This is a genomic window from Parahaliea aestuarii (assembly GCF_008064635.1).
Taxonomy (GTDB): Bacteria; Pseudomonadota; Gammaproteobacteria; order Pseudomonadales; family Halieaceae; genus Parahaliea; species Parahaliea aestuarii.
In genome coordinates this window covers 376,769-398,424 of record NZ_VRYZ01000002.1, presented here as the reverse complement: position 1 = coordinate 398,424, position 21,656 = coordinate 376,769, and the positions used below count along the sequence as shown (strand labels likewise).

11 protein-coding genes are annotated in these 21,656 nt (G+C 64.2%); 7 read left to right on the top strand and 4 right to left on the bottom strand.

What is annotated here, in order from left to right:
- Window positions 1–3 precede the first annotated feature (3 nt).
- Genes FVW59_RS06040 through FVW59_RS06030 form a run of 3 tightly spaced genes read right to left on the bottom strand, consistent with a single transcriptional unit; the run spans window position 4 to window position 2,769 of the window.
- On the bottom strand, window positions 4–1,254 hold the full coding sequence (locus tag FVW59_RS06040; protein WP_148063327.1) for a sulfotransferase family protein: 1,251 nt from the start codon (window positions 1,252–1,254) through the stop codon (window positions 4–6).
- A complete protein-coding gene (locus FVW59_RS06035; protein WP_187275787.1) occupies window positions 1,251–2,015 on the bottom strand; it encodes a TetR/AcrR family transcriptional regulator in 765 nt (254 codons plus the stop codon). Before FVW59_RS06035 ends, FVW59_RS06040 begins: the two co-directional genes overlap by 4 nt.
- The gene (locus FVW59_RS06030; RefSeq protein ID WP_148063325.1) at window positions 2,005–2,769 is read right to left on the bottom strand and encodes an SDR family NAD(P)-dependent oxidoreductase; all 765 of its coding nucleotides are present in this window, start codon (window positions 2,767–2,769) and stop codon (window positions 2,005–2,007) included. Before FVW59_RS06030 ends, FVW59_RS06035 begins: the two co-directional genes overlap by 11 nt.
- 300 nt (window positions 2,770–3,069) lie before the next feature.
- Between FVW59_RS06030 and tagH the strand changes: the two genes are divergently transcribed.
- From tagH to FVW59_RS05995, 7 genes are all read left to right on the top strand, one after another.
- On the top strand, window positions 3,070–4,080 hold the full coding sequence (gene tagH, locus FVW59_RS06025; RefSeq protein WP_148063324.1) for a type VI secretion system-associated FHA domain protein TagH: 1,011 nt from the start codon (window positions 3,070–3,072) through the stop codon (window positions 4,078–4,080).
- Between the two features lie 73 nt (window positions 4,081–4,153).
- Window positions 4,154–7,030 carry a protein kinase domain-containing protein gene (locus tag FVW59_RS06020; RefSeq protein ID WP_148063323.1) on the top strand — a complete coding sequence of 959 codons (2,877 nt, stop codon included), beginning with the start codon at window positions 4,154–4,156 and terminating at the stop codon, window positions 7,028–7,030.
- A gap of 47 nt (window positions 7,031–7,077) precedes the next feature.
- Window positions 7,078–9,420 carry a ShlB/FhaC/HecB family hemolysin secretion/activation protein gene (locus FVW59_RS06015; protein WP_148063322.1) on the top strand — a complete coding sequence of 781 codons (2,343 nt, stop codon included), beginning with the start codon at window positions 7,078–7,080 and terminating at the stop codon, window positions 9,418–9,420.
- Between the two features lie 29 nt (window positions 9,421–9,449).
- Complete coding sequence (locus FVW59_RS06010; protein WP_187275786.1) at window positions 9,450–18,893, top strand: filamentous hemagglutinin N-terminal domain-containing protein; 9,444 nt, start codon at window positions 9,450–9,452, stop codon at window positions 18,891–18,893.
- A gap of 255 nt (window positions 18,894–19,148) precedes the next feature.
- Complete coding sequence (locus FVW59_RS06005) at window positions 19,149–19,550, top strand: bactofilin family protein (RefSeq protein ID WP_246139648.1); 402 nt, start codon at window positions 19,149–19,151, stop codon at window positions 19,548–19,550.
- 51 nt (window positions 19,551–19,601) lie between these two features.
- Window positions 19,602–20,180, top strand: coding sequence for a hypothetical protein (locus FVW59_RS06000; RefSeq protein ID WP_148063319.1), 579 nt, complete (start codon window positions 19,602–19,604; stop codon window positions 20,178–20,180).
- Between the two features lie 13 nt (window positions 20,181–20,193).
- Entirely contained in the window at window positions 20,194–21,171 is a 978-nt protein-coding gene (locus tag FVW59_RS05995) for an LLM class flavin-dependent oxidoreductase (RefSeq protein ID WP_148063318.1), read from the top strand.
- 3 nt (window positions 21,172–21,174) lie between these two features.
- Here FVW59_RS05995 and FVW59_RS05990 read toward each other — a convergent pair whose 3' ends face one another.
- Window positions 21,175–21,624 carry a cupin domain-containing protein gene (locus tag FVW59_RS05990; RefSeq protein ID WP_148063317.1) on the bottom strand — a complete coding sequence of 150 codons (450 nt, stop codon included), beginning with the start codon at window positions 21,622–21,624 and terminating at the stop codon, window positions 21,175–21,177.
- Between the last annotated feature and the right edge of the window lie 32 nt (window positions 21,625–21,656).

Sequence of the window (21,656 nt, the reverse complement as noted above, 5' to 3'; positions counted from 1 at the left end):
GAATTAAACTTCCGCCCGTACCGGAGAACGCTCGAAGTAGAACGCGAAGCGCTCGCGCAGCGCGGCGGGATCGACGCCGAAATCTTCCTTCAGGCGATAGATGACCCGGCCCTCCTTGCCGCGGGGGTGATCCGCCAGGAAGGCCTGCATCTGCTCGCGGGCGCGGGCGTCCAGTGGGGTGCCGGCGGTGGCGTAGATGCGCTCCACCATGGCCATGTCATCGGCCATGAACTCGTGGAAGGGGACGTCGATGCTCTGTGCCTCCGGCAGTTGCGGGCGATCCGCCACGCAGGCGCGCAGCAGGTGTTCCACACGGTCGCTCCAGTAGTCCACCAGTGCCGGCAGGTCGATGCGCTTGCGGCCCATGCGCTGGCCGTAGGCGATCATGGTCACCGCCGACTGGATCACCGCCACCGGGTCGCGGTGGGTGATGACGATGGTGGCGTCGGGAAAGGTTTCGTGCAGGACCGGCAACTGCTCCAGGTGCTGGGGGCATTTCAGAACCCAGCGCTCCGGCCCCCGGCGCCACTGCAGTAGTTTCAATACGTCGCGCATGTAGGCGTAGTGGGGGCGCTGGTCGCTGGCGTAGTAGTGGTCGCGCCAGCGCGGGCTGGGGGCCAGCCACTCGAAGTTGTAGGAGGCGAAGGCCGGCCCCATCAGTTCCAGTTCTTCGTGAATGTGCTCCGGATTCATCGGGTGCATGGCGGCCAGCAGCGGGGTGGTCTGCTGCATGCCCTGCCACTGTGCCTCGCAGCGCTGGTAGCGCGGGTCGCTGGCATCGTCGCTGGCGTGTTCGCCCGGCAGTGGCAGCGGTTCGTAGGATTCCCACAGGGGCAGGGAGCGGAAGCGGGTATCCGCCGCCAGCAGGTTCAACAGATGGGTGGTGCCGGAGCGCGGCAGGCCGGCCACGATGATGGGGCGGCAGACCGGCTTTTCCAGCGCTTCTGGATGATGCCGCCAGAAATCCTGGATCAGCAGGCGGTTGCTGGCGTAGCGCACCAGGTAGCCGAACAGGTTGGCGCGCTGCAGGGCGGTCATGTTGTCGTCGTTGCCCCACTCGTCGAGCAGCAGGTTCAGGCGCTCGCGAAAATCGTCCGCGCCGAAGTCGGCCAGCCCGGTGCGCTCGCGCGCTGCCGCCAGTACGCCGCGCTCGGAAAAGTCCACCTGGACGGTGTTGCCGTAGTCGAGGGCGGCCTGTTGTACCGCGCTAAGTTGGGGATGGGCGAGGTCGGTGATGTGAATGTCCTGGCTCATGCGGATGTTCCCGTGGCGTTGGTGGCGGTTTCCTCAACGTCGGCGAGGCGGGTTGAGGTGGGTGCGGATGGCGCGCTGGCCAGCATGGCGCAGATGGCATCGATCAGGCTGTGGGTGAACAGGGCATTGTCGTGGCGGGCACTGTCCCGCCGACCTTCCCGTTGCCCCTCCCGCTGATTGCGCCGCAGATCTTCCTGCACCCGGGAGTGGTCCGCCAGGCCGTGGAACAGCAGGCTGGAGGCGAGCTGCAGGCGCTGTTCGCGAAGGGGGGCGGGAAGATGGGCGAGGGTGGCCTGCAGTGCGCGGGCCAGGCGGTCGGCGCCCTCGGCCCGCAGGGCGATGCGGTCCGGGCGCAGCACGGCCAGGGTGTGGGTCGGGGTGAGTTCGGCGTTGACGCGGATGAAGTCGCGGCCGCCGTCCGGGTCTTCCAGTTTTTCCGCCACCGGCTGCACCCAGGCCCGCACTACCGCTTCCAGCGACAGGGCCCGGGCCTGTTCCAGTTCGTCCAGCAGGCGGTTGCGGCGCGCGGCGATAGCCGGCACGTGCTTGTCGACGATGGCCTGTAACAGGCCATCCTTGTTGCCGAAGTGGTACTGGCAGGCATTGGAATTGCGCTGTTTGGAGGCGCGGTTGATCTCGCTGAGGGAAACGCCCTGGATGCCGCGTTCGGCAAACAGGCTTTCGGCGACCGCGATCAGGCGGGCGCGGGTGGCGGCGCTGCGGCTGCCCTGGCCCCCGGCCACCTTCTGCTCAGCCGGCAATGGAGAAACCCCCGTCCACCGGCAGGGTCTGGCCGGTGATGTAGGCCGCGGCGCTGCTGCTGAGAAAAAGCACCGGTCCGGCGATATCCAGCGGCTGGCCGAAACGGCCCAGGGGAGTGCGCGCCAATGAGGGGGCGGTGGCCTGTTCATGGGCGAGGAAGCCCGCCGTCATGTTGCTGTGGATCAGTCCGGCAGCCACCGCGTTGACGCGGATATTGTCCTTTGCCCAGGCCATCGACAGGGTCTTGGTCAGCTGCACCAGGGCGGCCTTGGCGGCGCCGTAGCCCGGCACCACCTCGACCCCGAAGTAGGAGGTCATGGAAGCGAGGCCGATCACCGCGCCGCCGCCGGGCAGGTTGCTGGCGGCGAGTTTGCCGTGGCAGGCCCGGGCCAGACGGTAGGCGCTGAGCAGGTTGACCTGGATGGACTTCTCGAACACCTCCGGCTGGTATTCGTCCTCCAGCATGAAATTGCCCCCGGCGTTGTTGACCAGGATGTCGAGTGCCGGCAGAGCCGCGGCCAAGGCGTCAATGCTGTGGTTGTCGGTGAGTTGCAGGGGCAGGTAGCGATAGCCGGAGAAGTCCTGCTCGTAGTCGCCGGCGTCCGGGCGGGTGCCGGTGATGGTGACCTCGGCGCCCGCTTCCCGGTAGGCGGCGGCAATGCCGGCGCCGATGCCATTGCTGCCGCCGGTCACCAGGACCCGGGCGCCGCGGTAGTCGAAGCGGCAGTCTGGCCACTGTGTACTGTCGTTCATGGTGGGTATCCCCCGGTGTCGCCGGCAGTCATTGTTAATGTGGGCTTATTAAAAATTAAGCGCCGTTGCTCTGCAAGTCTTCAGTGCACGGAAATCCGGCGCCCTGGTAGTGGTAAATGAACCCGATGCGGGCGTCCATTTTTGATCCATTTCACGATATAGGGACACTTTGGCAAACATTGCCGTGAAAGCCGGGTATTGGCTGTTATCTTCACGGGGGCTGGGGTAGTATCAGTCGCCAAAGGGACTCACTAAAAGGCGCCTTCTGCTGTTGTTACCAAAGGAGGGCCGACAGGGATTATGCAGCTAAGTATAAAAGTCGTACGTGCACCCACGGGGTGCCACCAGATGGTGGGCGAGCGATTCAGCTTTGTGGATCGGGGGCTGACCTTCGGCCGCGCCCAGTCCAACGATCTTGTACTTCCCGACCCCCTCAGCTTTGTTTCCTCCCGCCACGGCCTGGTGGAGTTCAGCCAGGGCCGCTATACGGTTTACGACCAGAGTACCAATGGCCTCTTTCTCGACGGGGACCTGGTGCCCCTCGGCGTGGGTAACTCGGCTGAACTGGGTGCGGTCACCGAACTGCGGGTGGGGGAATACCTGCTGCTGTTCGAAGTGTCCGAGGGCGGCGTGGCTGCGGCGGAGGCACCTGCACCGAAGCCGGCCGCAGCGGATGTAATTTCGTTTGACCAGAGTCACCACACGGCCGTTTCCGATGACGACATGGCGGTGGAACTGGCCCTGCGCCTGGGGCTGCACGGGATGAGCGAGTCCCGCCTGCACAGCCTGCCCGATGAAGTGACCGCGCTGCTGCGCAGCTGCATCGGCAATGTGATGGAGGTACTGTCGGCCCGCCGGCAGGTCAAGCAGCAACTGAAAATGGATAACACCGTTATCCAGCGCTCCGACAACAATGCCCTCAAGGTGTCGGCCACAGCGGACGACGCCATCGAACGCATGTTCGCCAAGTCGGGCGATGCCTACCTGCCGCCGGAGCAGGCGCTGGTGGAGGCATTCCATGATATCGGCGACCACCAGGTGGCGATGATGGCGGCCACCCTGCAGGTGTATCAGCAGGTGGTGGCGCGCTTCGAGCCCAGTGCGCTGGAAGCGAAATTGCCCGCGGCGAAAGGCGCAGGGAAGCTGTTTTCCGGCAAGGGCAAACTCTGGGAAGACTATACCAACCTGTACGAATCCATTGCCGCCAACGGTGCGGACAGCGTGCATGAAGCTTTCCTGAGGGAGTTTTCCGCGGCCTACAGCGAAAACCTCCGCAAACTGAAAAAAGAACGTCAAAAACATGCTTCCTAAGGCCTGAGACCGGGCGAGCCTGCAGCCATGACGGCCGCGGTCCCGCCTTTACTGGTGCGAGAAGACATCTGTTATGTCGACAAAAAAATCTGACGCTGCGCCGCCGGACACTACCAACAGACGCGACGAAGCCGGGGACGACAAGACCCGTGTCATGCCACAGGGGGAGTCCGCCAACACGCCTGCCGGTACCGACCCGACCCGGCGCATGCCGCCTGCGGAGGACGATGTCACCCGGGTGATCCTGCCCGACAGCGACGACCAGACAGTGGCCGCCGTCGACGCTACCCAGGTGATGATTCCCGTGCCGGACGCCGACAGCGCCGGCGATGAAACCATCGTCCAGAGCGGCGAAACGGTAATGGTCAGCGTCAGCGAACTGGACGCGATCAAAAAGAAGAGCAGCGCGGAACCCACTCACCTCAAGGCCTCCAGTGAACTGCTCGATGTGAAGGCCATCCGCGCCAGGGGCGACACGGTGATCAAGGACCGTTTCGTGCTCAAGCAACTGCTGGGCGTCGGCGGCATGGGCTCGGTGTACAAGGCCCAGGACCTGCGCAAGGTCGAGGCCCGGGACCGCGACCCCTGGGTGGCGATCAAGCTGCTCAACGAGGACTTCCGCGAGCACCCCGCGGCCTTCGTATCGCTGCAGCGGGAAGCGCGCAAATCGCAGACCCTGGCCCACCCCAACATCGTCCAGGTATTCGACTTCGACCGCGATGGCGACTCGGTCTTCATGACCATGGAGTTGTTGCAGGGGCACCCCTTTACCGAGTACATCGACAATCACCCGGGCGGCATCCCCCTCGACGATGTCATGCGCTACATCCGCGACATGGGGGCGGCGCTGTCCCACGCCCACGCCAACCGCATCATCCACGCCGACTTCAAGCCCGGCAACGTCTTCCTGACCGGCAACGACAAGGTCAAGGTGCTGGATTTCGGTATTGCGCGGGCGGTGACCCACGCCGAAGCCGACACCTCGGATGACGACAAGACCATTTTCGACCCCGGTTCGCTCGGTGCGCTGACGCCCGCTTACGCGAGTCTCGAAATGCTCGCCGGCATGGAACCCGAGGCCCGCGACGACCTGTACGCGCTGGGCTGCATTGCCTATCAACTGCTGACCGGCAAGCATCCCTACAACAAGATGCCGGCCCACGAGGTCAAGAACAAGGGCCTGACGCCGGTGCGCCCGGCCAAACTGCCACTGCGCAAATGGCGGGCCCTGAAGCGGGCCATCGCGCTGCACCGGGAAGACCGCTTCGACAGCATCGATGATTTTCTCGATCGCTTCGCACCGGTGGCCCATCCCTGGGCCTGGGGTTTCGCTGCCACTGCCGCCATCGCGGTGGTGATCGGGGGTGTCGGCGTCTGGCAGGGCCTCGACTCCAAGCTGGGCGAGGAGGAGCGCAAGGCCGAGATTCAGGCCCAGGAGGCGCTGCTATCGGAGCGTTCCAAAGCACTGGAAGCCGCCAAGGGTGTCCAGGCCCAGCTCGACGGCAACTTCCGCAGCCTGCAGGCCCGGGTGGAAGAAATGAAAAACGCGCTGGACCAGCGGCGCTTTGCCTTCGACGGCACCGAGGCCTGGCAGCAGCAGACCGACCGGCAGCGCGACATTCTGGCGTCGGTCTACAGCGCGCAGCCCTGGGAGCAGCTGCTGGTCGATGCGAAAGTTACCGACCAGAGCGTGCTGGAACCGATGCGCGAGGCGGAGCAGGCCCGGCGCGACAAGGCCGCCGCCAATCTGCAGAACTGGCTGGAGAACTACCAGCACCAGGTGGCGGACAGCTATCTCGAATTTGCCCGCAGGGAGTACGAACAGGAGCGCTTTGTCAGTGCGCGCTCCAGCATTACACAGGCGGAATCACTCTATCCCGGGGCGCCGCGCCTGCGCGAAACCCGCCAGGGTCTGGAAGACGCCGAAGCCGCCTACCGCGCGGCCAACGCCGCCCTGGCGCGGGAGGCTGCCGAGGCCGAGCGCGCCCAGCGTCTGGCGGCTCTGGAGTTGGAACTGACGGCGTCGGACGAGGCGGTAAACGCCGATCTCGGCAAGTGCGCCAATACCCTCGATCGCACCGGTCGGGGCGGCACCTTCAGCTACGATATCCCGGCGCTCGCCGCCCTGCTGGCGAATCAGCGGCAGCGCTTTGTGGTGGACTTTGGCGAGCAGGTATCGAGTCTGCAGCAGGGCTACGTCGACAAGCTGGGCGAGTGTATCCAGATTTACGGTTTCTCCGATCCCGCGGCGGCGAAGAGCGTACTCGCCCAGGCCTCGCAGGCCTTCCCGGCGCACGCTTCGCGACTGGCCGCGCTGCCGATAACCCCCTGGAACAACTGCAAGGATTCCTTCGCCGGGCGCGGTGAGCGCTACACCTGCCAGGACCGGCTGTTCGGCTCCGACCTGAAGGGCCCGGTGCTGGTGATGGTGCCAGGGGCCGGGGCGCAGGGCGCCTACGCCATCGGCAAGTACGAGATTACCGTCGGGGAGTTCAACCAGTACTGCGAGGCCACCGGCGATTGCAGCGCTTCCGCGGCCGATCCCCTGCTGCCGGTCACCGGGCGCTCGCTGAGCGAACTGCAGGGCTACCTGGACTGGCTCAGCGCCTCCACCGGCTTTCACTACCAGTTGCCGGAGCTGGAACAGTGGCGCCGTGCTGCCACCAGTGTTGAAGCCGAGCTGGATACCGGCCGCAACTGCTACCTGGATTCGCGGGGCATTGTGAAGGGGCGGGTGCTGTTGCCGGCAGATACCGGCAGGAGCAACGCCTGGGGGCTGGTGAATTATGTGGGCAACGCGCGCGAACTGGTGCGCGATGCCGACGCCGTGCGCGCGGTCGGCGGTTCGCGTCTCGACCCGATGGACGACTGCACGCTGGCCACGGTGGCGGATGCGGTGCCGAATGGCGATGAGGTCACGGGCTTTCGGGTGATGAGAACCCTGCCATAAATGGACACCAACCCCATTGTGAACCGCATCCGTCGCCGGGGCACGCCATGAGCGGGAGCAGAAAGCAGCCGTGTGGCCCCGGTCGCTGTCGCGTCATACGACCGCTGGCCCTGGCCTTTGCCGGCCTACTCCTGTCGAGTGGGGCGGCGGCATCCGGGCCCTTCCTGGCGACCCAGACCGAGTGGCTGGGGCAGCGGATTCCGCTGGAGGTGTACGCGGACCAGGCGGCCGGAGAGCAGGCCGACGCCGTCAATAAGTTGCTGTACAGCGCGCATGACGACGCCCAGGCACTGCAGGCGATAGAGCACCGTTTCAGCGAGGCCTCCCTGGCGCCACTGGCGGACTACCTGTTTTTGCTGTTTCCCGAGCTGGATATCGGCGCCCCGGTGTCCCTGCGCGGGGTGCAGCTGAACAGCGCCCAGCTCGACCAGCTGTTCAACATCTACTTCAATCTGCAGGGCGAGGCGCTGCCGGCCAGCGGCGCCCGCAGCGAGTACCTGGACAGCATCGGTTTCAGCTTCGGCCACTTCCTCGCCCGGCGCTTCACCGAACTGGCGCGTGAAAACGGCGAATGTCTCTCGGCCTCTGCGCGAGGTGAGCGGCGGGCGCTGCCTGAATCCATTGTCATCGACGTGGTCGAGGACCCCGAATCCTGCTCCCTGGAAGCCAATGCCCAGACCGTGTGGGTGAATCACCTGGCCCTCGATAACAGTGATACCAGCGCCGCGAGTACGCTGGATACCAGCGGCCAGGACGCCCTGCTGGAGGAACGCCGCCGCCAGGCCATGGGTTTTGCCGCGGACAGCGCCAGCGGCATCCCGGCCATCGAGTTGCTCAGTGTGGTGGAGGCGCTGGGTGCGCTGTACACCGACAGCGTGGGGGGCAGCAACCTGCAGCCTGACATGCAGCTTCCGCTGATGCTGCAACTGGACAAAGTGCGCCGCCCCCTCGGTGTGAATTTCGAAGAACTCAAGCAGATTGCCGACAGCCTGCAGGTCTGGTATCGCCAGCAGGGCTACTTTCTGGCCAACGTCTATGTACCGCAGCAGGAGTTCCGGCGCGCCACCGGCGAGCTCGAGCTGAAGGTATCTTTCGGGGTGCTGGGCGATGTGGTGCTGCGCAATGCCGAGGAGCTCTACTATTCGCCGGAGATTATTCTCAACCCCTTCCGCGCCTACATTGGCCAGGAGGTGACACGGGATATCTACTCGGCCTATTTCAGCGTCAATGACCTGCCGGGGGTGACCATTGAATCCGGGCTGTTCGAGCCCGGCGACCGGGCCGGGGAAACCCGGCTGGTGCTGGACGTGCGCGAGCGGCGCTTCCAGCTCAGCCTGGTGGCCGACAACTACGGTTCCGAGTTCACCGGCGAGCAGCGCTACCTGGCGCTGGCCGACTGGCTCGGCCCGCTGGGGCTGGGCGATGAACTGAATCTCGGGATACTGCAATCCACCGAGCCCTCAAACTCCACCTATGGCTTCGTCAGCTACCGGGTGCCGGTGTTTGGCACCCGGCACGAACTGACCGCCGCCTGGAACACCCACAATTACGAATCCATCGATTCCCGCACGGGCACCAGCGTGTTGATCGTGGGTGATGTGACCAGCGCTTTCGCGGGCTACAACTTCAAGTGGCTGCGCAGTCGCGAGGTCAATATGGAGATGGGCCTGCAGGGTTACCAGAAACGCTCCGAACTCGGTGTGTCGCTGCCGCTGGATGGCAATGTGACGGTCAGTGAACAGACCGTGGAAGTACAGGGCGCGGAACTGCTCGCCAGCGGCGACTTCCTGCAGCGGCAGCTGCGCGCGATCACCGGCTGGCAGGCATCGCTGCTTTACGGCGAGCGCAAGGAGCCCTTCGATCCGCGACTGGGCAAGGACTACACCCGGCTGCTGCTCAACAGCGATACTTCCATGCTGATTCCGCTCGGCATCAATGCCAATCGCAGCCACCTGGGCCTGCGTTTTACCGGCAGCTACAGCGAAGACGTATTGCCCTCGTTTGAACAGACACCGCTCGGCGGGCCCTACGGTGTTCGCGCCTACGATACCTCTGATTTCACCGCTGACTCGCTGGCCTATGCCAGCCTTCAGTGGCAGGTGGATATTGCCGCCGCCTGGCTGGGCCTGGAAAGCGCCCGGCACTCGCTCAAGATCGGCCCCTTCCTGGAAGGCGGCTACGGCGAGGCCAACGCTGTAGGCAACGCGAGTTCCAGCAGCGCCACGCTGTGGGGTTACGGGCTGGCGCTGGATTACAGCTGGCGTAACAGGCTGAGCCTGGAAACCAGCCTGGCCTTTGCCGGGGGCGAACAGACCAGCGACGACTTTTCCGGCGAAATATCCAACGACGACTACAGATTCCTGTTTACGGTGCGCTACGCCGTGTTCTGAGCGCCCCGGGGGCAATGATGAAAAAGACCATGACTGACAGCAAGCCGCCAACCCTTCCGCGCCGCTGGCGACTACTGCCTTTGTGCCTGGCAGTGGCCACTGCCAGTTACGGCTTGCGTGTCGCACCGGCTTTCGCCGGGCCCGAAGGCGGGCAGATCACCGGAGGCGCCGGCACTATCAGCGGCAGCGGGCACAATACCCGCATCGAACAGATGAGCGACCTGCTGAGCATCCAGTGGGACAGCTTCAATATCGATCGCCACGAATCTGTCGACTTCCTGCAGCCGCACAGCTCCTCCGTTGTTCTCAACCAGATTCTGCAGAACGGCCCCAGCCAGATTCAGGGGCGACTGAATGCCAATGGGCATGTCTTGCTGATCAACCCGCGCGGGGTGATCTTCGGCGAGAACGCCAATGTCAATGTGGGCGCCCTGACCGCCAGCACCCTGTGGCTCGACAAGGATGATTTTCTCAACGGCGAGTGGAAGTTGCGCGCCGTGGATGACGAGGGTGGGGTCGTGGTAAACAGCGGCATCATCAATGCCGCCAGTGGTGTCACCCTGCTCGGGGAGCAGGTCAGGAATGAAGGGCTGGTAAGCGCCCGATTGGGATATATCAACCTGGTCAGCGGGCGTGAAGCCTTCCTCACCTTCGACCAGGAGGGCTTTCTCGGCGTCAAGGTGAGTCAGGAGGTGCTGGAGAACCTGCTCGATGAGAAGGCGAGCGTGGAGAACAGCGGCCAGCTGTCCGCCCCCGGCGGCCGTGTGCTGCTGGAGGCGAATGTATCACGGGGCCTGTTCGACAGCGCCGTGAACAACAGCGGCATCATCGAGGCGCAGGGCTTCGGTGAGCAGGAGGCTGGCAGTGTGCGGCTGCTGGGTGACACTGTGCACGTCGCAAGCGGCAGCGTTATCGACGCCAGCGGCGATGGCGATGGCGGTGAGATACTGGTCGGTGGCGACTACCTCGGCGGCAACAGCGAGGTACAGAATGCCTTCGATACCCGGGTCGAAGCCGGCGCGCTGCTCAACGCCAGTGCCGGTAGCGCCGGCGATGGCGGCAGGGTGATTGTGTGGGCCGATCACGCCACGACCTTTGCCGGTGATATTCAGGCCCGCGGCGGCCGTATTTCAGGTGACGGCGGCTTTGCCGAAGTGTCCGGCAAGCAGTATCTGCAGATTTCCGGCCACGCCGACCTGAGCGCGACGGCGGGGGAGGCGGGGACGCTACTGCTGGATCCAGGCTCGGTGAATATCGTTGATGGTGACGATACCGACCCCGCTGATCCACCCGACAGGAATGAGATCAACGACGGCTGGATCGAGGCGCAGTTGGGTTCCGGCAACCTCGTAGTGACTACGGCTGATGCAAATACCGGTCCCCCGGATATTACGGTGGACGATGACGTCGCCATTGATATTGGCGGTAACACGCTGACCCTGACGGCGGGTGAGGATATCTACCTCGGCGCAGCCACTTTCGAAAACGGTGACCTGGCACTGAACATCGGCCAGACCGGTGTCGGTGTACTGGACCTGGGCACTGCCACCCTTACCTCGGCGTCGGTCTCCATCAGCGGCGGCTCGGCGGGTGACACCGTGCAGGGCGCCAGCAGTTACATTATCTCCGGCGCCGATGAAGGCACCGCCAATGGCCACGACTTCACCGGAATTGAGAACCTCGCTGGCACCACGGGCGATGACAGCTTTGCTTTCCAGGCTGGCGGCAGCCTGAGCGGCGGGGTGGACGGCGTGAGTGGCGTGGCGGACACGGTGAGCTACGCCGACACGACCACCCTCAGCGCCGGCAACGAAGGGCAGAACATCGATATCGTCGAGGCCAATGGCACCGGCGATACCCTGACTGCTGCTGCGGCCGCCGACTTTGTGCAAAGCGCTCTGGATGAAACCGGGGTCAATGGCACAGGCGTGGTCTACCGCGGCTTCGAGAACCTGCTGGGCTCAGGTGACAATGACACCTTCGACCTGGCGGCGGGTGGCCTGTCGGGCACCATCGACGGCGCCGGCGGCAGCGACACCATCCTCGGCCTGGCGCTCTACGCCATCACCGGTACCGATGCCGGTACCGCAGGCACGGTGGCGTTCAGCAATGTGGAAAACCTGACCGGCTCCGCTGGCAATGACACCTTCACTTTCAACGGCGGGACACTGAGCGGTGCGATAGACGGTGCCGCCGGCGACGATGAGATTGCCGGACTGTCCGCTTACGCCGTCAGCGGTGCGGATTCCGGTACGGCCGGCACGGTTACCTTCAGCAATGTGGAAAACCTCACCGGCACCACCGGTGACGACAACTTCAACTTCGCCGCAGGCGGCAGTTTGAGCGGCGGGGTGGACGGCGTGAGTGGCGCGGCGGATACCGTGACGTACGCAGCGACCACGACACTCAGCGCCGGCAGCGAAGGGCAGAACATCGATATCGTCGAGGCCAATGGTGCCGGCGATACCCTGACTGCCGCGGCGGCGGCCGACTTTGTACAGACCGGCCTGGATGAAAGCGAGGTCGACGGCACCGGCGTGGTCTACCGCGGCTTCGAGAACCTGCTGGGTTCCGGTGGCAATGACACCTTCGACCTGGCGGCGGGTGGCCTGTCCGGCACCATCGACGGCGCCGGCGGCAGCGACACCATCCTCGGCCTGGCGCTCTACGCCATTACCAGCGCCAATGCCGGTACGGCCGGCACCGTAGCATTCAGCAATGTGGAAAACCTCACCGGCACCACCGGTGACGACAACTTCAACTTCGCCGCAGGCGGCAGTTTGAGCGGCGGGGTGGACGGCGTGAGTGGCGCGGCGGATACCGTGACGTACGCAGCGACCACGACACTCAGCGCCGGCAGCGAAGGGCAGAACATCGATATCGTCGAGGCCAACGGTGCCGGCGATACCCTGACTGCCGCGGCGGCGGCCGACTTTGTACAGACCGGCCTGGATGAAACCGAGGTCGACGGCACCGGCGTGATCTACCGCGGCTTCGAGAACCTGCTGGGTTCGAGCGGCAACGACACCTTCGACCTGGCGGCGGGGGGACTGTCCGGCACCATCGACGGCGCCGGCGGCAGCGATACCATCCTTGGCCTGGCGCTCTACGCCATTACCGGCGCCGATGCCGGTACGGCCGGCACGGTTACCTTCAGCAATGTGGAAAACCTCACAGGCACCGCGGGCGATGACAATTTCAACTTCGCCGCCGGCGGCAGCCTCAGCGGGTCGGTATCCGGGCTGGCGGGGAACGATACATTTACCTTCTCTGGCGGAACGCTCGGCGGATCAATCGATGGCGGCGACGACAGCGACACGATTGTGGGCGCCTCGACCTACAGCATCACCGGCACCAATGCCGGTACCGCGGACGGCGGGAACTTCAGCAATATCGAGAACCTGACTGGCAGCGCCAATGCCGATACTTTCACCTTTGCCGGCGGAACACTGTCTGGCACCATCAATGGTGACGCGGGCAGCGATACGATTGCCGGCGCGACGCTTTACACCATCAGCGGCACCGACGCCGGCACTGCCGATGGCAGCAGCTTCAGTAACGTTGAAAGCCTGACCGGTTCCAGCGGCGATGACACCTTCACCTTCACTGGCGGAACACTGACCGGTGCGATCGACGGCGCCTCCGGCGACGATGAAATTGCCGGACTGGCGGCCTTCGACATTAACGGCGCCAACAGCGGGACAGCCGCGGGTATTGCTTTCAGCAATGTAGAAGACCTCAGCGGCACCGGTGGCGACGATATTTTCAGTTTCCTGGCGGGCGGCAGCCTGACCGGCACGGTGGACGGTGTCAGCGGCGCGGCCGACACCGTGCGCTTTACCGAAACGGTGACCTACACCGAGGGTTCCACCGGCTTGAATATCGACATCGTCGAGGCCAATGGCGCAGGCGATACCCTGACGGTACTGGGCGCCTCCGACTTTGTGCAGACTGCACTGGATGAAACGGAGATCAATGGTACGCCCGTCATCTACCGTGGTTTCGAGAATCTGTTGGGTTCGAGCGGCAACGACACCTTTGACCTGGCGGCGGGGGGGCTGTCGGGCACCATCGACGGCGCCGGCGGCAGCGACACCATCCTCGGCCTGGCGCTCTACGCCATCACCGGCGCCGATGCCGGTACGGCCGGCACGGTTACCTTCAGCAATGTGGAAAACCTCAGCGGCACCGCGGGCGATGACAACTTCAATTTCGCCGCTGGCGGCAGCCTCGGCGGGTCGGTATCCGGGCTGGCGGGGAACGATACCTTCACTTTCGCTGGCGGAACGCTCGGCGGATCAATCGATGGCGGCGACGACAGCGACACGATTGTGGGCGCCTCGACCTACAGCATCACCGGCACCAATGCCGGTACCGCGGACGGCGGGAACTTCAGCAATATCGAGAACCTGACTGGCAGCGCCAATGCCGATACTTTCACCTTTGCCGGCGGAACACTGTCTGGCACCATCAATGGTGACGCGGGCAGCGATACGATTGCCGGCGCGACGCTTTACACCATCAGCGGCACCGACGCCGGCACTGCCGATGGCAGCAGCTTCAGTAACGTTGAAAGCCTGACCGGTTCCAGCGGCGATGACACCTTCACCTTCACTGGCGGAACACTGACCGGTGCGATCGACGGCGCCTCCGGCGACGATGAAATTGCCGGACTGGCGGCCTTCGACATTAACGGCGCCAACAGCGGGACAGCCGCGGGTATTGCTTTCAGCAATGTAGAAGACCTCAGCGGCACCGGTGGCGACGATATTTTCAGTTTCCTGGCGGGCGGCAGCCTGACCGGCACGGTGGACGGTGTCAGCGGCGCGGCCGACACCGTGCGCTTTACCGAAACGGTGACCTACACCGAGGGTTCCACCGGCTTGAATATCGACATTGTCGAGGCCAATGGCGCAGGCGATACCCTGACGGTACTGGGTGCCTCCGACTTTGTGCAGACCGCACTGGATGAAACGGAGATCAATGGTACGCCCGTCATCTACCGCGGTTTCGAGAATCTGCTGGGTTCGAGCGGCAACGACACCTTTGACCTGGCGGCGGGGGGCCTGTCGGGCACCATCGACGGCGCCGGCGGCAGCGATACCATCCTCGGCCTGGCGCTCTACGCTATCACCGGCGCCGATGCCGGTACGGCGGGCACGGTTGCCTTCAGCAATGTGGAAAACCTCACGGGCACCGCGGGCGATGACAATTTCAACTTCGCCGCTGGCGGCAGCCTGAGTGGTTCGGTATCCGGGCTGGCGGGGAACGACACCCTGGCTGGAGCGAACACTTTCATTGTTACCGGCAGCAACAGTGGCAGCAGCAGTGTCGCGGACTTCACCGGGGTGGAAAATCTTCGCGGTACCGCGGGCGATGACAGCTTCACCTTGCAGGGTGGCTCGATCAGCGGCACCCTGGCAGGGCTCGCCGGCGACGACACGTTCGCTGGCGCAAGCACCTTCGTTGTTTCGGGCGCCAACGCCGGCACCGGCAATGGCACCGGCTTCAGCGATATAGAGAATCTCTCCGGCAGTGGCGGCAGTGATACTTTCACCTTCCTGGCGGGCGCTACCCTCAGCGGTCTGATCGACGGCCTGCTGGGTACTGACACTATTGCCGGTGCCAGCTTCTACGAAATCGACGGGGCCAATCGCGGCACCGCCAATTCCCTGGGTGTCGGCTTCCAGAACGTAGAGAACCTGGCCGGCACCACCGGCAACGATACCTTTAATTTCCTGGCAGGTGGCAGCCTCAGCGGAACGGTCGACGGTGTCACCGGCTTCGCGGATACGATCAGCTATGCCTCTACCATTACCTACACGGCGGGTATGGACGGCCTGAATATCGATATCGTTCAAGCCAATGCCGCCAACGACACCCTGACGGTGGCCGGCGCTTCCAGTTTTGTGCAGACAGGTATCGACAGCACCCGTATCAATGGTGGCCCGGTGGTCTACAGCGGATTTGAAAACCTGCTCGGCTCCAGTGGCAACGACAGTTTCGACCTGGCGGGCTTTGGCGTGAGCGGGAGTATTGACGGTGGGGCAGGTGCGGATACCTTGCGCGGCGCCACCCTGTACGCCATCTCCGGCAGCAACAGCGGCACCGCCGGATCGACAGTATTCAGCCGTATCGAGAACCTCAGTGGCACGGCGGGCAACGACCTGTTTTCCATCGAGGGCGGTGCACTCGACGGCTCCATCGACGGCCTCGGGGGGAGCGATACCCTGCAGGGAGCCAGCAACTTCAATATCAGTGGCAACAACAGCGGCACCGCGGACAACTTTACCTTCAGCAGTATCGAGAACCTGCGCGGTACCACCGGCAATGACGTGTTCACGCTTGCCGGCGGCAGTGTGGACGGCCTGATCTCCGGACTCGCAGGCACCGATCTGATCACCGGGGGCCGGAACTATCGCATCACCGGCGCCAACGCGGGGACGGTCGACGGCGGTCAGTTCACCAGCATTGAAAGCCTGACCGGATCGGCCGGGGCGGACAGTTTCGAATTCCTCGCGGGCGGCGTGATCAGCGGGTCGATTGACGCCGCTGGCGGCAGTGACAGCCTGACGCTCGCGCAGGCATCGGGCAACAGCGTTGATATCACCGCGCCCGCCACGCTGCGGGTCAACAATGCCACCGTGGTGCGCAATATTGAAACGGTCAGTCGTACCGGTCAACTCAGTGCCAGTGGGATTTCCGCCGCCTATGACCTGGTCGGCAGTGACGGTGTCCGCCTGACCAGCCCTGCGCCGTCGATCCTGTTTACCGGGGTCAGCCTGCTCAGCGGCAACGGCAACGAAAGCCTGAGCCTGAACGGCGCCGGTGTGGTGCTACAGAACGCCGGCTTTACGATTGGCAGTGGCGGTATCGCTGTCAGCAATATCGGCACGATTAACAGTACCGGCCCGGTGTCCGGCAGCGGCGCCAGTGAGGTATTCAGCCTCAGCGGTACTTCGCTGACGGTCGACACCCAGTTGGGCAACACCTTCCTTGGCGTTACCCAGATCCAGGGCAACGGCGGCCAGGATACGCTGGAGAACCAGGGCGCCGGTATCACCCTTGGCTCGGGAGAATTTGTTACCGGCGGTGGTGTGCGTGTATCGGGTGTGGAAATCGTGCAGTCCACCGGGGACCTCGCCGGCAGTACCCAGCAGGAGATCTTCAGCAAGGAGGACGACCTGATTCTGGTCAGCTCGTTCAGCGCGACCAGCTTTGGCGGCGTGGTCGAACTCGACGGGGGCGAGGGCAACGATACGCTGGTGGGCGCCTCGAACTATGTATTGCAGGGGCAGGATTCAGGCACCGCCGACGGCCAGGTATTCCTCAATGTGGAGAACCTCCACGGTAGCGACGGTGACGATACCTTTACCCGTCAGGGCGGTTCGCTGAGCGGGATTATTGACGGACTGGGTGGCGATGGCGATCACCTGATTGGCTTTTCCCGCTTCAGTGTGACCGGTGAGGGAGCGGGCAGTGCCGATGGCATCCAGTTCACCGGTATTGAAAGCCTGACCGGCAGTGGCGGTGCCAACGATGTGCTGGCAGGGGTGAGCAATGTCAGCCTGACCGAACTCGATGGCGGAACCGCAGACAGTTTCCGCTTCCGCCAGATTGCGAACCTGGTGGGTACCGCCGGGGCCGATCGCTTTGTCGCCAACGGCGGCTCGTTGTCGGGCAGCATTGATGGCGCCGGCCAGGGCGCAGCCGGGCCAGCGAATAGCGATGCCAGCGCGGCTGCCGCCGGTGACCGCCTGGAAAACTTCAGCCTGTTCGAACTGGCTGACGGCGGACAATCGGGCAGCGGCAGCGCCGACGGCGTAGCCTTCAGCAATATTGAAGTGCTGGTCGGTACCGCGTCTGCTGAAGATCGCCTGGTGGGTGGCAGTGACTACGTTATCAAGGGTGAGAACAGCGGTACCGTGGCGGCCATGATCCGCTTCATCGACATCGAGAGCCTGGTGGGCACCGCGGGCGACGACCGCTTTATTCGCGAGGAGGGCGGACGCCTCGACGGCAGTATCGACGGCCTCGGGCAGGGTGCCAATGGCGATCTGCTGGCCAACTTCAGCCAGTTCATCCTGGACGAGGCGAGTGCGGGTGGTGTGCGCGGCGGAACCGCCGATGGAGCGCGCTTTGCCAACATCGAGGTACTGGAGGGGACCGGCGCTGCCGGTGACGTACTGAGCGGCGCGTCCAGGTACCGTATCGACGGGGCTGATGCCGGGACCGCCGACGACAGCATCCGCTTCTCGCGTATCGCCAATCTCGTTGGCACCGGGGGAGATGACCGCTTTGCGCGCGGGGAGGGCGGCAGCCTGTCGGGTTCTATCGATGGTCTGGGCCAGGGCAGTGGCGGCGATACGCTGGAAAACTTCAGCGCCTATCAACTCGACCCGGCCAGTGGTGAGGGTGGCCGCAGCGGCACCGCGGACGCCACCGCTTTTCGCGATATCGAAAACCTGGTGGGCACCGCCGGCGGTGACGACAGCCTGAGCGGGGCCAGTGACTACCATCTCGATGGCGTGAACCGCGGCAGTGCGGACGGGCTGACCTTCTCGGGTATCGAGAATCTGACTGGAACCGATGGTGACGACAGTTTCGACCTGAGTAACGGTCGCGTGGACGGGCTGATCCGCGGTTCGGTGTCTGCCGCTGCCGGCGACTCCGATACCCTGCTGGGCCTCAACTACTTTGCCCTTGAGGGCGATGACAGCGGGGTAGCACAGCAGCGCGATGCGGCGGGCCAGGTACTTTCCTCAAGCGCGTTTGAAAGTATCGAGAATCTGGTGGGGACCGACGGCAACGATACCTTCCTGCTGGGTTCCCATCGGCTGTCCGGGAGTGTTGCGGGACTGGCCGGTCTCGACGTGCTATCGATCGACCAGACCGGCGGATCCGGGGCATCCCCGGGACTGCGCTTTACCCTCGATGGTAATACCTCCGCCCAGGTGCAGTATGGGGCAGACCCTGTCGGCTTCCGTTACAGCGATATTGAAGACGTCCTGCTCGCCCTGTCTGGCGACCTGACCCTCGATGGCGCGGGCACGCTGAGTTCCAGCCGCGATATCACGATTGGTGGCGACTTCACCCTTAACGGGCCGGATTCAGACCCGCCCCTGGTGCTCCGCGCCCAGGGCAACCTGACGGTCGACGGCAGCCTGGCGCTGAACCGGCGCTCCGTTGTCGATGTGAGCTCGGACGGAAGCCTGCTGACGATTGGCGGCGGGCTGTCGGTGGATACCGCCGGTGGCTCCCAGATCAATGCGGTGATCGTGATCAGCGTGACCGGGGAGCCGGTGATCCAGCTCGAGGTAGAGGAAACCACCAGCCTGTCGATTTTTGACGACATCGCCGTATTCAACGCCGGCCGCCGCTCGGTGTCCCGGCGCAGCATCGAGGGCGTCAGCGACGAGATCGAGAATGAGGGGCAGCTGATCAAGGCCTTGCAGGCGGCGGCCGGGCCGTAGTCTGGCGCGTTGAGAGAGAAAAATGTGATCTCTCTCACACAATACTGGCCCCCTTCTTGACAGGCTGCTAGCATGACCGCTCCACAATGAGTCAACGTGGTGAACACGATGTTTGAACGCAATAAAGACAAGGGCAAGGCTTCGGAACGTCCCGCACCAGCACCCGCGCCGGCACCTGCCGCTGCGACGCCTGAGGTAGCGCCGCCACCGTCTCCCAGTCAGTACCAGCAATTATCGACCCCGAGGAACGCAGCAGTGATTGGACCGAGTATCAAGATCAAGGGTGAGGTCTCCGGCGACGAAGACCTGGTCATTCGCGGCACCGTGGAAGGCAGTATCGACCTGGCCGCCCACGAGGTCACCGTGGGCGAGTCCGGCAAAGTGAAGGCGGATATCAAGGGCCGCACCGTCATCGTCAATGGCGAGGTCACCGGCGATATTACCGGTGGCGAAAAAGTCATCATCGCCAAGACAGGCCATGTGCGCGGCAACATCATCGCCCCGCGCATGACCCTGGAGGACGGCGCGGTGTTCAAGGGTTCCATCGATATGGACCCGGGCGAGAAGAACGCCGCCAAACCGGCGCCAGCTCCCGCTGCCAAGCCCGCTGCGGCGCCGACCAGCTCGGCTCCCGGTCTCGACCTCAAGAGCGGTTGATCGATTGCAAACGGACAGGCGGGCTGCCCCGGTGGCGGCCCGCCGCATTTTATGACCACCACCCAGCCTTCCCGGCTGCTGCCCGCACTGTTTGAACACGTTGACGACGATTGGCCGCTGACGGTTTTACATATCGGGCCGGCACTGCCGGAAACCGTCAACTTCTTCAGTGACTATCGCTGCAAGTTGCACTTTGCCGACCTGTACGAGGAGTTGCCCCTGCGCCGCGGCGCGGAGGGTGAACCCAGCCTGGAGCAGCGTTTCGAGCGCGCCCTGGCCCTGCCCGGCGGCGCGCTCTTCGACTTGTGTTTCTTCTGGGATGTCCTCAACTTCCTCAATCGCGATGCCATTGGCGCGCTGATGGCCATGCTGCGTCCGCACCTGCATCCGGACAGTCTCGGCCACTGCTTTGCGCCCCACAATGCGCGCACCGCAGCGTCCTCCCAATACTATGGCATTGCCGACAGCGGCAATCTCACGGTGCGCCAGCGCGTCAGTATTCCGCCGGACTACCAGCCCCACCCACAGGGTGAACTGGGTTCGCTGCTGCCCTGCTTCCGGGTGGAGCGCAGCGTGTTACTGCCGGATCGGCGCACTGAACTGCTGTTGAAGGCCCGGCTGGGGGTATGACAGGCTGGAGCCCATGAAACTGTCGGTACTGGATCAATCACTGGCGCGTTCGGCGGATGCGCCGGAGCAGGCCTTGCAGGAATCGCTGGAAATGGCGCGCTACTGCGAGGCGCTGGGCTACGGGCGCTTCTGGGTGTCGGAGCACCACGCCTTTCCCTCGGTGGCGGGCAGCGCGCCGGAAGTGCTGCTGGCGGCCCTCGGCGCCGCCACGTCGAAGATTCGGCTGGGCTCGGGCGGCATCATGCTGCCGCACTACAGCGCCTACAAAATCGCCGAAGTCTTCTCACTGCTGGCCAATCTCTATCCCGGGCGTATCGACCTGGGCGTGGGGCGCGCGCCGGGGGCGGATATGTCCACGGCAGTGGCCCTGGCCACCGACGGCCGGCCGAAATTCGAGCGTTTTCCCCAGCTGGTGGAGGCGCTCAGCGACTACCTGTGGAATCCGGCGGCGAAACCGCTGGTCAGCCCGCGGCCGCCACCAGGACTGCCCCTGTGGATGCTGGGGTCCAGCCCCGACAGCGCAGTGCTCGCCGCGCGCCGCGGACTGCCCTACAACCTCGGCCTGTTCATCAATCCCCAGGCCGCCGCCGAACTGGTGCACCTGTACAAGGCCCACTTCACGCCCTCAGAACTGCAGCACGAGCCCTATGCCATTGTCACCACCAGCGTGTTCTGCGCCGATGACGAGGTCCGTGCGAAGGCCCTGCAACTGACCTTCGATCTCAATTTCTACCGCTTTGTCACCGGGCAGAGTGACGGCCAGTCCCTGACCCCCGAGCAGGCCCTGGCCTGGCCCATCGGCCCCCGGGAAGAGGCCTTTATCGCCAGCCGCAACCGCAATCGCGCGGTGGGCACGCCGGCACAGGTGCGCAGCCAGCTACTGGCACTGGCTGATCGCTACGCCGCCGACGAGATCATGGTGGTGAGCAATATGTACTACCTGGAAGACCGCAAGCGTTGCTTCGAGTTGCTTCGCTCGCAGTTCGACTGAGCCTTACTCCAGGCCGGAACCGTCCTCGGAGTAGATAACCCAGATCTTGGTATAACCTTCGGTCTCCCACACCCCGGTCCACTCCTTGGGAATGGTCACAGCTTCACCGGCCTCGATGGTCTGCACGCTGCCGTCCGAGGAGGTCAGGGTGACGCCGCCCTCGAGGAAGTACATGAACTCGTCGACGCCGTAGGGCTCGTTGATTTCCCAGCGCGAGGCGGGGGCTTTGTACATGCCCGAGGCAAACTTCTTGTCGGAACTCAGCAGCGAAGTGACATCCAGGACAGTGCCGCTGTCGCGCTCGGTCTTTTTGGTGTCGGGGCTGTCGAACAGCTTCCCGGCCAGGTCATCCCTGCTCATCTCGGCGGGCTTGATGACTTCGCCGGCCACGGCCAGTGAACTACTCAACAGGGCGGCGCAAAGCGTGGTTAAAGCGGTGGTAGTCAGGCGCATGTGAAACTCCTTTCAGTTTTTTTTTCGGGTTG